Genomic DNA, 13,449 nt, shown 5'->3' on the forward strand with positions numbered 1-13,449 from the left:
GCCCTACTCCCTTATTGCCCTACTCCCTTAAGCGGCCAGATCGCGCAGCACGTATTGCAGGATGCCGCCATTCTTGAAGTAGTCGAGCTCGTCCAGCGTATCGATGCGGCAGATGATCGGAACCTCTTTGACGCTGCCGTCGCCGTAGGTGATCCTGGCGATCATCTTCTGCCGCGGCTTGATGTTGCTCAGTCCGTCGATTTCGACCAGTTCGTCGCCCTTGAGGTTGAGCGAGGCCCATGAGGTGCCTTCCTCGAAGACGAAGGGGATCACGCCCATGCCGACCAAATTGGAGCGGTGGATGCGCTCGAAGGACTGGGCGATGACCGCGCGGACGCCCAGCAAATTGGTGCCCTTGGCCGCCCAGTCACGCGACGAGCCGTTGCCATATTCGACGCCGGCGAAAATGACCAGCGGCACGCCTTCCTTCTTGTAGCGCATCGCGGCGTCGTAGATCGATTCCTCTTCTTTCGAGGGGTAATGGATGGTGTAGCCGCCCTCGCGGCCGTTCTCGCCCAGCATATGGTTGCGGATGCGGATATTGGCGAAGGTGCCGCGCATCATTACCTCATGATTGCCGCGGCGTGTGCCGTACTGGTTGAAATCGGCGACGCCGACGCCGTGGTCGGTGAGATACTTGCCGGCCGGCGAGGCCGCCTTGATCGAACCGGCCGGCGAAATGTGGTCGGTGGTGATCTTGTCGCCGAACAGGCCGAGCACACGCGCGCCCTTGATATCGCCGATCTTGCCGAAGCCTGACTTCATGCCGGCGAAATAGGGTGGGTTCTGCACATAGGTCGAATTGTCGTCCCAGGCATAGGTCTGGCCTTCCGGCGCCTTGACATTCTGCCAGTACTCGTCGCCCTTGAAGACGTCGGCATACTTGCGGGCGAACAATTCGCGCGTGACGTTCTTCTCGATGAATTCCTGGATCTCGACCGAACTTGGCCAGATGTCTTTGAGATAGACCGGACTGCCGTTGCGATCGTCGCCGAGCGGCTCGGTGGTCAGATCTTTGGTCACGGTCCCGGCCAGCGCGTGGGCGACGACCAGCGGCGGCGAGGCGAGATAGTTCGCCTGCACGTCGGGCGAGACGCGGCCTTCGAAATTGCGGTTGCCGGACAAGACTGCCGCAGCAATCAAGCCCTTATCGTTGATGGTCTTGGAGATCGGCGCCGGCAACGGGCCGGAATTGCCGATGCAGGTGGTGCAGCCGAAGCCGACCAGGTTGAAGCCGATCTGGTCGAGCTCCTTCTGCAGGCCGGATTTCTCGAGATATTCGGCGACGACCTGGCTGCCCGGCGCCAATGAGGTCTTGACCCACGGCTTCTGCTTGAGGCCGAGCCGGTTGGCGTTGCGCGCCAACAGCCCGGCGCCGATCAGCACGCTCGGGTTCGAGGTGTTGGTGCAGGAGGTGATGGCGGCGATGACCACATCGCCATGGCCAAGATCGTAGTCCGTGCTCTCGACGGCATAGCGCTTGTCGATTTCGGCGGCCTTCCTGTATTCGGTCTCCATGGCCTTGGCGAAGCCGGCCGGAATGTCTTCAAGTGCGACCCGGCCTTCAGGCCGCTTCGGGCCGGCCATCGACGGGACGACACTGCCGAGATCGAGCTCCAGCAGGTCGGTGAAGACCGGATCGGCAGAGCCGGCATCGCGCCACAAGCCTTGCGCCTTCGAATAAGCCTCGACCAGGGCGATGCGGCTTTCGTCGCGACCGGACATTGTGAGATAGCGGATGGTTTCGCTGTCGACCGGGAAGAAGCCGCAGGTGGCGCCATATTCTGGCGCCATGTTGCCGATGGTGGCGCGATCGGCCAGCGTCATGTTGGACAGGCCCGGCCCGAAGAATTCGACGAACTTGCCGACGACGCCCTTCTTGCGCAGCATCTGCGTGACGGTGAGCACCAGGTCGGTGGCGGTCACGCCTTCCCTCAACCTGCCGGTGAGGTGAAAGCCGATGACTTCCGGCAGCAGCATGGAGACCGGCTGGCCGAGCATCGCGGCCTCCGCCTCGATACCGCCGACGCCCCAGCCGAGCACGCCAAGGCCGTTGATCATCGTGGTGTGCGAATCGGTGCCGACGCAGGTGTCGGGATAAGCGGTGGTCTCGCCATCTTCGCTGTTGGTCCACACGACCTGGCCGAGATACTCAAGATTGACCTGATGGCAGATGCCGGTGCCGGGCGGCACGACGCGGAAATTGCGGAACGCCTGCTGGCCCCATTTCAGGAATTTGTAGCGTTCCTCGTTGCGCTCATATTCAAGCTCGACATTGCGGGCGAAAGCCAGTGGCGTGCCGAATTCGTCGACGATGACCGAGTGGTCGATGACTAGATCGACCGGCACCAGCGGATTGATCTTTTGCGGGTCGCCGCCGAGCGAGGCCATGGCGTCGCGCATGGCGGCAAGGTCGACCACGGCTGGAACGCCGGTGAAATCCTGCATCAGCACGCGAGCCGGGCGATAGGCGATCTCGACGCCGGCGGTGCCCCGGTCAGTCAGCCAGCCGGCGACCGCCTGGATGCTCTCCTTGGTGACGGAACGGCCGTCCTCGTTGCGCAGCAGATTCTCCAGCAGCACCTTCATCGAATAGGGCAATTGGGCGATGCCGGTGAGGCCGTTCTTTTCGGCCTCGACAAGGTCATAGTAGATGTACTCGGCGCCGCCGGCGGTCAGCGTGCGGCGGCAATTGAAGCTGTCGAGTGATTTGGACACGTGCGATCCCTAACTGTCGGTTGCCGGAAGGGAACGGACGCCAGTGGGCATGCAAATCACGCGCAAAGGTGCGGGTACGGCCATTTCCGCTATCCGTTCCCAAGCGTCCGGGCCGTTCAAGGCGGCACGCGCGCTGGTTCGGCGCAAATTCGGTTCCCGTGCCGACCGCTGGCACGGATGATGCGGATATAGAGAATTTTCTGGAATAGTTCTAGACACGGATTCGCCATTTTTGCTGCGGCGCACCGAAGCCGCACCTGAACTTTCGGCGAAGGGGGACGGATGCGGCTGATCGCCGAAAATCTGGGCGGCGAACGCGGCGGCGAGACGGTATTTTCCGGCATCGAATTCGCGCTGGGGGATGGCCAGGCGCTGGTCGTCACCGGGCCGAACGGCGCCGGCAAATCGACGCTGCTCAGGATCGTCGCCGGACTGTTGCCAGTGGCGGCAGGCCGTGTGCGGTTCGAAGGTGGTGGCGAAGACTTTCCGTCGGCCGCCTCGGCGTGTCACTATCTCGGCCACCTCAACGCGATGAAGACGGCGCTGAGCGTTACGGAAAACCTGCGCTTCTGGCGCGATTTTTCGGGCGCCGGTTCCGCGGGTGTTGAAGAGGCGCTGGAGACTGTCGGGCTGGGCGGTATCGGCCATCTGCCGTTCGGCTACCTCTCGACCGGGCAACGCCGGCGAGCGGCGATTGCAAAACTGCTGGTCAGCCACCGGCCGTTGTGGCTGCTCGATGAGCCGACGGCAGGGCTGGACAAGGCTTCGGAGGAGAGATTCGGCGAATTGATGGGGAAACACCTCGAGAGTGGGGGGATCGTGGTTGCGGCGACGCATTTGCCGCTTGGGATCGAGGGAAAGGAATTGAGGATGACCGGCTGATGTTGGCATTCCTTCACGCCCCCCTCTGTCCTGACAGCCAATCTCCCCCCTTGAGGGGGAGATGTCCGGCAGGACAGAGGGGGGTGCCCAGGCGAAAGCATCTCACATCATGCTAGCCCTCTTCCTGCGCGACATCCGCCTGAGTATCCGCGCCGGCGGCGGGGCGCTTACCGGCGTGATTTTCTTTCTCGCCGTTATCGCGACCATCCCCTTCGGCGTCGGTCCCGAGCTGAAGCTGCTGGCCCGCATCGGCCCGGCGATCCTGTGGATCGCCGCCTTGCTGGCCTGCCTGCTCGGCCTCGACCGGCTGTTCCAGGCCGACCGCGAGGACGGCTCGCTCGATCTTCTGGTGCTTGGCAACGACCGGCACATGCTGGCCTTGACCGTTCTGACGAAATGCCTGGCGCATTGGGCGGGAAGCGTGCTGCCGCTGGTCATCGCCGCTCCCTTGCTCGGCCTATTCATGAACATGGAGCCGACCGGCATCGGCGCCACGGCGTTGACGCTTCTGGTCGGCACGCCGGCGATCACCTTCATCGGTGCTGCCGGTGCAGCGGTGGCAGTGGCGTTGCCGCGTGGCGGGCTGCTGATCTCAGTGCTCGTGCTGCCGCTGACCATTCCCGTGCTGATCTTCGGCGTATCGGCAAGCTATGGCGCGGTGGCGGACCCCGATCCATTCCTGCAGCCCTTCCTCATTCTTGCCGCGCTGACCTTGTTTCTTGCCGTGCTCGGCCCTGTGGCGGCGGCGCTGGCGCTACGGCACGGAACGGATTGATGTGGCCGCTGCGCATAGAGAACCCGATCTTTCTCCAGACAATCTACGGCAACTATCCGGACCTGTCTTCCGTCGAGGTCACCAAGGCCGAAATCAATCGTGACGGGCCTAGCATGTACCTTTCCTTCATCTCGACCGTCCTCCCCTACCGGCCCCCCGCCAAATGGGCGGCGTTCAATGCCGTGTCTTTCGGGCTTGAGTTCATCGCGGTCGAATCGATTAGCCTTCGCAAGTTCCGGAGCCATGGCTGGAGTGCAATCAGGATGTGGGATGACGCCGGTAGAATCCTGCTTACCTGCGAAGGGGCTGTCAGGCTGTCTCTGACGTGCCAATACATGCGTATCAAAAACATATCAGGTGTTTTGCGTTCGCAGTGACCTTCGGCTTGCGATAACCGCAAATCTGCCGCAGACCCGTTCATTGCGACAAACAGCCGGTGAGGCTATGAATTCCGCCGTGAGAAGCCTTGGATCGGGAAAATGAGCGTTCACGCCCTTTATGTCACGGCGGCGTATGCGATCACGGCCCTGGTGCTGGCCGGGCTGATCGGCTGGATTCTGCTCGACCAGCGCGGCCGCAAGCGAGAGCTTGCCGAGCTGGAGGCATCCGGCGTGCGCCGGCGCTCCGATAAGGCAGTAAAATCATGAGCACGGAAACCCAAACACCGGCGCGCCGCCGCCTGATCGTGCTGCTGCCGCTGCTGGTCTTTCTCGGGCTGGCGGGATTGTTCCTGGCGCAGCTTTTGTCCGGGCGCGACGTGTCGGAAGTGCCATCAGCGCTGATCGGCCTGCCGGCGCCGCAGACCAACCTGCCGGCGCTCGAAGGCACCAATTTGCCGGGCCTCGATTCAAAACAGTTCGCCGGCAAGGTGACGCTGGTCAACGTCTTCGCGTCCTGGTGCGCGCCGTGCCGCGAAGAGCATCCGGTGCTGCTGGCGCTGTCGCAGGACAGACGCTTCGTCATGGCGGCGCTGAACTACAAGGACCAGCCGGAAAACGCCCGTCGGTTCCTTGGCGATCTCGGCAACCCATTCCAGGCGATCGGCGTCGACCAGGCCGGACGCACGGCGATCGACTGGGGTGTCTACGGCGTGCCGGAGACCTTCGTCATCGGCAAGGATGGCAAGATCGCCTATAAGCATGTAGGGCCGCTGACGCCGGACTCGGCGCGGACGCTGCTGTTACCCGAAATCGAGAAGGCGCTGGCCATGCCGGGCTGATGGCCCGCCGTTTCGTCATGCTAGGGTCTTTGCTCCGCTTTGCGTTGCTACGCCCAAGGATGACGAACGTGATAGGTCGACCACGTGATAGGTCGACCGAAGACTCAGCCGTAGATCTGCTTGTGGACCTGGTAGAGCATTTCGCTGCGGTCGGCGCGCATGTCGGCGAGGTCACGGCTGCTGAAGCTGTCGATTTCGGCGACGAGGCGGTTGTAATGCCGGCGCTTGGCGATGCTGGCGCGAGCGCGGCTCATGAGGCTGTCGATGATCATAGCGAGTTTCCTTTTTGCGCCGCGTTTCGCGGCCAGTTGTTCCTCCCTTGATCGATACGGAGCATGACATAGTTATGGTGCATTGCAAAAATAAGATGTTGCAATGCACCATTGCGCTGGGCGCATAGCCGGTTAACGGGATGTGACCTGCCGTCCGGGCCAGCATTCGCTTCCATAATGCTTCTGACGCATCATCGATCTTGCCATATCGATCGTGGGCTGGCTTGATCGCGCCTTGCCAAGCGACTGCTACCGGGAGGAACCATGGCCAGCGAATTCTACGAAGTTCTCGATCCGCGCTTTTCGCGGCTGTTCAACGGCAATGCACAGGTCGACAGGCTGTTTACCGGCTGCCGATGGGCGGAAGGACCGGCCTGGTTCGCAGCCGGGCGCTATGTGGTTTGGTCCGACATCCCGAACAATCGCATGCTGCGTTACGACGAGACCGACGGCAGCGTCAGCGTGTTCCGTCAGCCGTCCGGCAATTCCAACGGCAACACGGTCGACCGGCAAGGCCGGCTGGTTACTTGCGAGCATTCCGGCCGCCGCGTCAGCCGCACCGAGCATGACGGGTCGGTAGTCACCATCGCCGACAAATGGCGCGGCAAGCGGCTGAACTCGCCCAATGACGCGGTGGTCAAGTCCGACGGCTCGATCTGGTTCACCGACCCGAGCTACGGCATCGATACCGATTACGAGGGCGACAAGGCCGAAAGCGAGATCGGCGCCTGCCATGTCTACCGGGTCGATCCCGGCACCAGCGAGACCGAGGCGGTGATCACCGACATGGTCAGGCCCAACGGGCTCGCCTTCTCGCTCGACGAAAGCAAGCTCTATGTCGCCGACACCGGCCGCACCCATGGCGCGCAAAACCCGGCGCACATCCGGGTGTTCAATGTCGACCAGGGCGGCAAGACGGTCTCAGGCGAAAAGGTCTTTGCCGACTGCACCGCCGGCCTGTTCGACGGTTTCAGGCTGGATGCGGACGGCCGCATCTGGACCAGTGCCGCCGACGGGGTCCATTGCTACGATCCGGACGGGACGCTGATCGGCAAGGTCAAGGTACCGGAAGTCGTCGCCAATTGCGTGTTCGGCGGCAACAAGCTGAACTGCCTCTACATCGCCGGCACCACATCCCTCTACATGGTCCGGCTCATGGTCAACGGCGCCAAAACCTACTGAGCGGCCGCCAAGCATATGCAAGGGAGGGAACCATGCCATTCGTGAATATCCGCCTGGTCAAGGAGGTGATTGCCGATGACCCGGCCGGCAAAAAGGCCGCGATCGCCGCCCAAGTGACAGCGGCCATCACCAGCGTCACCGGCCTGACCAACAATGATGTCTGGGTGGTTTTCGAGGAGGTCGCTGCACGCGACTGGTTCGTCGGCGAGACCGACGTCGAGACGCGGAGGGGCAAGGGATAGTTCCCGGCACAGATTGGCCGCAGCTCCTAGCGTCGTCATCCCAGGGCGGAGCAGGAGCGAAGCTCCGTCGCGGAGACCCTGGGATGACGAAAGCACGGTCCGGCGTTCACCGCGAGCGGATGAACTCCGCGAAGGCGGATAGGGCATCGCGCATCGTCAGCCGGTTTTCAGGCTGCGATAAGATATCCTCCACCTCCAGCAGCTTCTTGCCGAGCAGCGCTATTTCGAGCGCTGCTTCCTCATGGAGCGCAAAAGACATTGTCCGCATGATCTCGACCAGTGCGGCGCGGGCAAACAGCGAGCGCGGCGAGGCATGCACCAGCATGGCTGGCTTGCCAACGGCGGCATCGCGCGACACCAGCCAGTCAAGCGCGTTCTTCAGGCCGCCTGGCACACCGTGGGCATATTCCGGGCAGGAGACGATGACGCCGTCGGCGGCGGTGACCGCATCGATCAGCGCCGCTGCTTGCGGCGGCGTTCGCTCGCCTTCGTCGTCGGGGTTGAAGATCGGCAGCCGACCAAGCCCGTCATAGACGGAGACGTGACAGTCCGGCGGCGCGTTTTGCGCGAGTGCCGCGACCAGGGCCGAATTGGTCGAGGCGGCGCGCAGGCTGCCGGAGATGGCGAGGATGTTGAGCAAAGGAATGGAGACCGGCTTGGGCGATTCGTTGCCGATCACGCTACCACATGGTCTCCCTGTATTCCTCGTCCAGCCAGCGGTCGGTCGCCTCGGCCGAATCGGCGAGCGCCAACTGGTCGCGCAGGATCTGGCCGAGCGTCGGCAGCGTCGCGCGGTCGTACCAGCTCTCCGGCTTCCACAATTCGGAGCGCATGAAGGCCTTGGCGCAATGCATGTAGGCGGCCTTGACCGTCACCACGACGACGCTTTGCGGTGCCTTGCCGTCGACCGCCAGCCGCTCACGCAATGCCGCATCGACGGTGATGCGGGCATCGCCATTGACACGCAGCGTTTCGTTCATGCCGGGAATGAGGAAGAGCAGCCCGATCGAGGGATTGAGAAGGATGTTCTCCAGCGTGTCGAGCCGGTTGTTGCCGGGACGGTCGGGGATGGCGATGGTCTTCTCGTCGAGCACTGTTACGAAGCCCGGCCTGTCGCCCTTGGGCGTCACATCGGCATTGCCGGCGCCGTCGGACGAGCCGATCAGCACGAAAGGGCTCTTGCCGATGAAGGAACGGCAGTGGCCGTCCAATGCCTTCAGTTCCTTGCGGATCGAGCCGTCAGTCGGCCGAGGCGTCTTGTAGATCGTCCTCAACTCGTCGCGTGTGGTGATGAATTCCATGCCCCTCTCCTCTTATTCTGACGCAATTCCCTAGGGAAAGCGCTACGCGCTTTTCCCGGGAAAACCGTACACACTTTCCTGGAATTGCTCTATTTGCCGGCCTTCTCTTCCTTGCCGGTCTTGTCCTCGAGCGAATGGCGCAGGATCAACGGCATTTGGCTTAACGTGAAGACAAGGGTAATGGGAATCGTGCCCCAGACCTTGAAATAAAGCCAGGCTTCCTCAGAAAAGTTGCGCCACACGACCTCGTTCAGCGCAGCCAGAAAAAGGAAGAAGAGCCCCCATCGGAAAGTGAGCTTGCGCCAGCCTTCGGCGTCGAGATTGAAGGCGGAATCAAAGACATAGCCCAACAGCGATCTGCCAAACGCCAACCCGCCAAGCAACGTGATGCCGAACAGGCTGTTGATGATTGTCGGCTTCATGAAAGCGAAGGTCTTGTCCTGCAGCCACAGCGCCAGCGCGCCAAACACAAACACCACGATGGCCGAGACCAATGGCATGATCGGCCAGCTGCGCGTCAAAATCCACGAAACGCTGAGCGATAGCGCCGTCGCCACCATAAAGAACGCTGTGGCAATCAGGATAGGCTCGCCGATATGGCCGAGGATCGGAAACTTCCCGACAAGCCACGCGCCGCGGATGGTGGTGAAAAAGAACACCAGGCCAGGCCCGAGTTCGAGCAGGAATTTCAGGCCGGGGTTCAATGCCTTGCGGCGCGGATCGGACAGGTCGCGTTCGAGGATGGGTGGGCTCATAGGGTCCTTCTTACGCATGATTCAATCCAAAAAGCCTGCAACTTTTTGGGATCATGCTCGTCAAGCCACGCCAGCGATCGCCCTGGCGAATTCGCTTGCGGAAAAGGGTTCGAGGTCGTCGACCTGTTCGCCGACGCCGATGAAATAGACCGGCAATTTGTGCTTTGCCGCGATCGCCACCAGAATACCGCCGCGCGCCGTGCCGTCCAGCTTGGTCATCACCAGGCCGTTGACGCCGGCGACATTGCGGAAGATCTCGACCTGGTTGAGCGCATTCTGGCCGGTGGTGGCATCGACCGTCTGCAGCACGGTGTGCGGCGCTTCCGGATCGAGCTTGCCCAGCACCCGGACGATCTTTTCCAGTTCCGCCATTAGTTCGGTCTTGTTCTGCAGCCGCCCGGCGGTGTCGATGATCAGCACGTCGGAGCCGGCCTCCTTCGCGCGCTCGAATGCATCGTAGGCGAGGCCGGCGGCATCGGCGCCGAGCTTCGAGGCAATGACCGGCGAGTTGGTACGCTCGCCCCAGATCTTCAGCTGCTCGATCGCGGCTGCGCGAAAGGTGTCGCCGGCGGCGAGCATCACCGAGAGGCCGCCATCGGTGAGCTTTGCGGCGAGCTTGCCGATGGTCGTGGTCTTCCCGGTGCCGTTGACGCCGACCACCAGGATGACATGCGGCTTGTGGCTGAGGTCGAGCTCCAACGGCATGGCGACGTGGGTCAGCACTTTCTCAACCTCGGCCGCCATGATGGCCCGGACTTCGGTGTCGGAGACGTCCTTGCCGTAGCGGCTGGCGGAGAGCGCGTCGGTAACGCGCAAAGCCGTCTCCATGCCGAGATCGGCGCGGATCAGCACATCCTCCAGGTCCTGCAGCGTGTCCTCGTCAAGTTTCCGCTTGGTGAAGACGCCGGCGATGTTGCCCGACAACTCCTTGGAAGAGCGGGCAAGCCCGTCTCGCATGCGCTGGAACCAGGAACGCCTCGGCGCCGGTTCGGGCGCCTTCTGCGGCTCGGCTTTCTGCTCGACCTTCTTGGTTACGGTGACTTTGCCGGGGGCGGGCTTTGGCTCCGGCGATGGTTGCGGAACGGCTTCTGGCTCGGGCTTTACCTCCCCCTCGATGGGAGGGTGGGGCGCCGGCACGACCTCCGGTTCGGGCGCGATCTCGGTCAAGATCGGTTTCGTCTCGGCCGGCGCTGGCTGGCGGATCGGGGGCGGTATTTCGGCGAGAGGGACTTCGCGCGCTGGCGCTGCTGAGGGAGCCTCGGTGGGCACTACCGGCACTTCGACGGGTGCAGGTTCTGGCTGGGAGGGGACGATTTCTGGCTGCTGCGGCTCGGCCCGGATCTCCTCCGGTTCCTCAGCAGGCGTTTCCGGCTCGGGTGGAATGGTCGGCGGCGGCTCAGGCTTCTGCGATTCCGGCGCCGGTTGGGGTGCCGGAGGCAACTCTGGTTCGACTGGCGGTGGAGGTACGGCTTCGACTTCGGGTCGCGACTCGTCGCGTTTCAAAAACTCCGGGACGGCCTGCTCGGCGGCCGGTTTCAGCGCCTCCAGTTCGTCCCATTTGATCGGCGGCAGCGGTGCGGTCTCGTCGGGCCGCTCCTCGACGACTTCCTTCTTGCCGAACGAAAATATCTTCTTGAAAAAACCAGCCATGTCTTGCGTTCTCAGGCGGCGCGGGCGGCAAGCGGCGCGGCGATCAGTCGGATACCGTCATGGCCGGCGATATCAGCCTCGACGATGTCGCCCGGAGCGCCGGCAGAGACCGCGGCCAGCGTAAACCCTTCGGTGCGGCCAAGGCCGTCACGCTCGACCAGGATCGACTGATGCGTTCCAGCGAGCGAGGCAAGATGGCGGCGATAGGCGGCCTCGCCGGCGGCGCGCAGGCGTGCCGCGCGTTGCTTGACGACGTCGCGGCGGAGCTGCGGCATGCGCGCGGCGGGCGTGCCCTGGCGCGGCGAAAACGGGAAGACGTGGAGATGCGTCAGGCCGCATTCCTCGACGATCTCCAGCGAGTTTTCGAACATGGCGTCCGTCTCGGTCGGGAAGCCGGCGATGATGTCGGCGCCGAAAACAATGCCGGGGCGCAGTTTGCGCACATCCTCGCAAAAGCGGATCGACTGGTCGCGGCTGTGCCGGCGCTTCATCCGCTTCAGGATCATGTCGTCACCCGATTGCAGCGACAGATGCAGATGCGGCATCAGCCTCGGCTCGGTGGCGATGGCGTCCAGCAGATCGTCGTCGGCTTCGATCGAGTCGATGGAGGAAAGCCGCAGGCGTTTCACGTCTGGCACCTGCTTCAGGATGGTTTTGACCAATTTGCCGAGCTTCGGTGCGCCCGGCAGATCGGCGCCAAAACTGGTCATATCGACACCGGTCAGCACGATCTCGGCATAACCATTGCCGACGAGTCGCTTGATCTGCTCGACCACGGCGCCCATCGGCACCGAGCGCGAATTGCCGCGACCGTAGGGAATGATGCAGAAGGTGCAGCGGTGGTCGCAGCCGTTCTGCACCTGGACAAAAGCGCGCGCCCGGCCCTCGATGGCGTCGACCATGTGGGCGGCCGTCTCGCGCACCGAAAAGATATCGTTGACGCGCGCCTTCTCAGTGTCGTTGACGCCGAAATCCGGCAGCGCGCGATAGGAATGCGCCTTCAGCTTTTCCTCATTGCCGAGGACGAGATCGACCTCGTCCATGGCGACGAAATCCTGCGGGCCGGTCTGCGCGGCGCAGCCGGTAACGATGATGCGGGCAGCCGGGTTCTCACGGCGGGCTTTTCTGATCGACTGCTTGGCCTGGCGTACAGCCTCGCCGGTGACGGCGCAGGTGTTGAAGATGATGGCACCGCCTTCGAGCCCGCCGAGGCCCGCACTTTCGGCTTCACGCCGCATCACCTCGGATTCATAGGTGTTCAGCCGGCAGCCGAAGGTGACGACCTCGATACCCTTGTTGCCAAGAGGAGCCATCAGGCGGCGCTTTCGGTGTCGCGCGCCCACGCCCCGGTCGACGGATCGAAGCTGCCGGAAAATTCCCATTCGGCGGCACCGGTCAGGATGACGTGGTCGTCGTCGCGCCACAAAACATGCAGCGAGCCGCCGCCGGGCGTCATCAGCGTGACGCCGCGGCCGGTACGCCGGGTGCGGGACGCGGCGACCACAGCGGCGCAAGCAGCCGTGCCGCAGGCCTTGGTCAGGCCGGCGCCGCGCTCCCAGGTGCGGATGACCATGGTCTCCGGCGAGGTCACCTGCGCGATGGTGATGTTGGCGCGCTCGGGGAAGATCGGGTGGTTTTCGAGCAACGGGCCGAAGCGCTCGAGCTCGTACGACCAGACGTCGCGGTCGACCCAGAAGATGGCGTGCGGATTGCCCATCGAGACGACCGACGGCGAATGCAGCACCGGGGAATCGATCGGACCGATCTGCAGCTCGATCATGCGGGTGTCGCGGAATTCCTCGGCCAGCGGGATGTCCTGCCAGCCAAAGCGCGGCCTGCCCATGTCGACCGAGATCATTCCGTCGGCATGTTCCTCGGCATTGAGGATGCCGGCGACTGTTTCAAAGGCAAATGTCTTCTGGCCGGTCTCGGCGGCGAGCGCCTGGACGACACAACGCATGCCGTTGCCGCAGGCTTGCGCCCTGGTGCCGTCGGAATTCAAGATGTCGATGAAAAAGGCGGTGCCCGGCGTCCTGGGGTCGTGGATCGCCATGATCTGGTCGAACCTGGTCGCCGCATCGGCATTAAGCGCGACGGCTGCCGCAGGCGTCACGCGATCGGCACGGCCACGCATATCGGCAACGATGATTTCGTTGCCGATGCCGTTCATCTTGGCGAAAGGGGCCGCGCTTGCCATCGATCGAAAGGTCTCTTGCCGGTTTGGCGCCTATATGGCGGATAGCGGCAGAAATTACCAGCGCGGCGTGATTTTCAAGTCACCGCGAAGACGCCAAGCACGATCAGCAGGAAGATGATCAGCACGATGCCGATGAGGATGCGGGCGCCGGTGGCGGCGGCTCCGGCCAGTGCCGGCATGCCGAGCAGGCTCGCCGCGGCCGCGATAATCAAAAGAATGATGATCCACCTGATCATGAGAGACACCTCGAAGCCGA

General features: G+C 63.1%; 16 protein-coding genes. 7 read left to right on the top strand and 9 right to left on the bottom strand.

Features of this window, described 5'->3' with window-relative positions; translation table 11 throughout:
• Positions 1-27: 27 nt before the first annotated feature.
• Complete coding sequence (gene acnA / locus NKI47_RS23030) at positions 28-2,718, bottom strand: aconitate hydratase AcnA (protein ID WP_023679816.1); 2,691 nt, start codon at positions 2,716-2,718, stop codon at positions 28-30.
• A gap of 282 nt (positions 2,719-3,000) precedes the next feature.
• Between acnA and ccmA the strand changes: the two genes are divergently transcribed.
• From ccmA to NKI47_RS23055, 5 genes are all read left to right on the top strand, one after another.
• Positions 3,001-3,600 (top strand): heme ABC exporter ATP-binding protein CcmA, encoded by a 600-nt coding sequence (gene ccmA, locus NKI47_RS23035; RefSeq protein WP_352593772.1) that lies wholly within the window; start codon positions 3,001-3,003, stop codon positions 3,598-3,600.
• Positions 3,601-3,709: 109 nt separating this feature from the next.
• Positions 3,710-4,375: a heme exporter protein CcmB gene (ccmB, locus tag NKI47_RS23040; RefSeq protein ID WP_352593799.1), complete on the top strand. Its 666-nt coding sequence runs from the start codon at positions 3,710-3,712 to the stop codon at positions 4,373-4,375.
• Positions 4,375-4,752: an Imm50 family immunity protein gene (locus tag NKI47_RS23045; RefSeq protein WP_352593773.1), complete on the top strand. Its 378-nt coding sequence runs from the start codon at positions 4,375-4,377 to the stop codon at positions 4,750-4,752. The genes ccmB and NKI47_RS23045 overlap by 1 nt, the downstream gene beginning before the upstream one ends.
• A 102-nt stretch (positions 4,753-4,854) precedes the next feature.
• Positions 4,855-5,022 carry a heme exporter protein CcmD gene (gene ccmD, locus NKI47_RS23050; protein WP_352593774.1) on the top strand — a complete coding sequence of 56 codons (168 nt, stop codon included), beginning with the start codon at positions 4,855-4,857 and terminating at the stop codon, positions 5,020-5,022.
• The gene (locus NKI47_RS23055; RefSeq protein WP_352450188.1) at positions 5,019-5,594 is read left to right on the top strand and encodes a DsbE family thiol:disulfide interchange protein; all 576 of its coding nucleotides are present in this window, start codon (positions 5,019-5,021) and stop codon (positions 5,592-5,594) included. Before ccmD ends, NKI47_RS23055 begins: the two co-directional genes overlap by 4 nt.
• A gap of 104 nt (positions 5,595-5,698) precedes the next feature.
• On the opposite strand, the gene NKI47_RS23060 is transcribed toward NKI47_RS23055, so the two are convergent.
• On the bottom strand, positions 5,699-5,866 hold the full coding sequence (locus NKI47_RS23060; protein WP_023721879.1) for a hypothetical protein: 168 nt from the start codon (positions 5,864-5,866) through the stop codon (positions 5,699-5,701).
• 264 nt (positions 5,867-6,130) lie between these two features.
• Between NKI47_RS23060 and NKI47_RS23065 the strand changes: the two genes are divergently transcribed.
• Positions 6,131-7,048, top strand: a complete 918-nt coding sequence (locus tag NKI47_RS23065; RefSeq protein ID WP_352570023.1) for an SMP-30/gluconolactonase/LRE family protein — start codon at positions 6,131-6,133, stop codon at positions 7,046-7,048.
• Between the two features lie 32 nt (positions 7,049-7,080).
• Positions 7,081-7,290: a tautomerase family protein gene (locus NKI47_RS23070; protein WP_023679809.1), complete on the top strand. Its 210-nt coding sequence runs from the start codon at positions 7,081-7,083 to the stop codon at positions 7,288-7,290.
• Between the two features lie 106 nt (positions 7,291-7,396).
• On the opposite strand, the gene NKI47_RS23075 is transcribed toward NKI47_RS23070, so the two are convergent.
• The 7 genes from NKI47_RS23075 to NKI47_RS23105 all read right to left on the bottom strand — a co-directional run bounded on the left by NKI47_RS23075 (position 7,397) and on the right by NKI47_RS23105 (position 13,429).
• Positions 7,397-7,930, bottom strand: coding sequence for an NADPH-dependent FMN reductase (locus NKI47_RS23075; RefSeq protein WP_352570207.1), 534 nt, complete (start codon positions 7,928-7,930; stop codon positions 7,397-7,399).
• A 40-nt stretch (positions 7,931-7,970) separates the two neighbouring features.
• Positions 7,971-8,591 carry a pyridoxamine 5'-phosphate oxidase family protein gene (locus tag NKI47_RS23080; protein ID WP_352456344.1) on the bottom strand — a complete coding sequence of 207 codons (621 nt, stop codon included), beginning with the start codon at positions 8,589-8,591 and terminating at the stop codon, positions 7,971-7,973.
• A gap of 89 nt (positions 8,592-8,680) precedes the next feature.
• A complete protein-coding gene (locus NKI47_RS23085) occupies positions 8,681-9,346 on the bottom strand; it encodes a septation protein A (protein WP_023679806.1) in 666 nt (221 codons plus the stop codon).
• A gap of 60 nt (positions 9,347-9,406) precedes the next feature.
• Positions 9,407-10,996, bottom strand: a complete 1,590-nt coding sequence (gene ftsY / locus NKI47_RS23090; RefSeq protein WP_352593775.1) for a signal recognition particle-docking protein FtsY — start codon at positions 10,994-10,996, stop codon at positions 9,407-9,409.
• 11 nt (positions 10,997-11,007) lie between these two features.
• Positions 11,008-12,309 (bottom strand): tRNA (N(6)-L-threonylcarbamoyladenosine(37)-C(2))-methylthiotransferase MtaB, encoded by a 1,302-nt coding sequence (gene mtaB / locus NKI47_RS23095; RefSeq protein ID WP_031212717.1) that lies wholly within the window; start codon positions 12,307-12,309, stop codon positions 11,008-11,010.
• The gene (gene dapF / locus NKI47_RS23100) at positions 12,309-13,193 is read right to left on the bottom strand and encodes a diaminopimelate epimerase (protein WP_352593776.1); all 885 of its coding nucleotides are present in this window, start codon (positions 13,191-13,193) and stop codon (positions 12,309-12,311) included. The genes mtaB and dapF overlap by 1 nt, the downstream gene beginning before the upstream one ends.
• Positions 13,194-13,267: 74 nt before the next feature.
• On the bottom strand, positions 13,268-13,429 hold the full coding sequence (locus NKI47_RS23105) for a DUF1328 family protein (protein WP_031195454.1): 162 nt from the start codon (positions 13,427-13,429) through the stop codon (positions 13,268-13,270).
• Positions 13,430-13,449: the final 20 nt, after the last annotated feature.

Origin of the sequence: Mesorhizobium sp. M0633 (assembly GCF_040320645.1) — a bacterium.
Classification (GTDB): Bacteria; Pseudomonadota; Alphaproteobacteria; order Rhizobiales; family Rhizobiaceae; genus Mesorhizobium.

Coding starts and splice junctions, on each gene's coding strand:
- ccmA (WP_352593772.1), top strand. CDS start 3,001: ATGCGGCTGATCGCCGAAAATCTGGGCGGCGAACGCGGCGGCGAGACG.
- ccmB (WP_352593799.1), top strand. CDS start 3,710: ATGCTAGCCCTCTTCCTGCGCGACATCCGCCTGAGTATCCGCGCCGGC.
- NKI47_RS23045 (WP_352593773.1), top strand. CDS start 4,375: ATGTGGCCGCTGCGCATAGAGAACCCGATCTTTCTCCAGACAATCTAC.
- ccmD (WP_352593774.1), top strand. CDS start 4,855: ATGAGCGTTCACGCCCTTTATGTCACGGCGGCGTATGCGATCACGGCC.
- NKI47_RS23055 (WP_352450188.1), top strand. CDS start 5,019: ATGAGCACGGAAACCCAAACACCGGCGCGCCGCCGCCTGATCGTGCTG.
- NKI47_RS23060 (WP_023721879.1), bottom strand. CDS start 5,866: ATGATCATCGACAGCCTCATGAGCCGCGCTCGCGCCAGCATCGCCAAG.
- NKI47_RS23065 (WP_352570023.1), top strand. CDS start 6,131: ATGGCCAGCGAATTCTACGAAGTTCTCGATCCGCGCTTTTCGCGGCTG.
- NKI47_RS23070 (WP_023679809.1), top strand. CDS start 7,081: ATGCCATTCGTGAATATCCGCCTGGTCAAGGAGGTGATTGCCGATGAC.
- NKI47_RS23080 (WP_352456344.1), bottom strand. CDS start 8,591: ATGGAATTCATCACCACACGCGACGAGTTGAGGACGATCTACAAGACG.
- NKI47_RS23085 (WP_023679806.1), bottom strand. CDS start 9,346: ATGAGCCCACCCATCCTCGAACGCGACCTGTCCGATCCGCGCCGCAAG.
- ftsY (WP_352593775.1), bottom strand. CDS start 10,996: ATGGCTGGTTTTTTCAAGAAGATATTTTCGTTCGGCAAGAAGGAAGTC.
- mtaB (WP_031212717.1), bottom strand. CDS start 12,309: ATGGCTCCTCTTGGCAACAAGGGTATCGAGGTCGTCACCTTCGGCTGC.
- dapF (WP_352593776.1), bottom strand. CDS start 13,193: ATGGCAAGCGCGGCCCCTTTCGCCAAGATGAACGGCATCGGCAACGAA.
- NKI47_RS23105 (WP_031195454.1), bottom strand. CDS start 13,429: ATGATCAGGTGGATCATCATTCTTTTGATTATCGCGGCCGCGGCGAGC.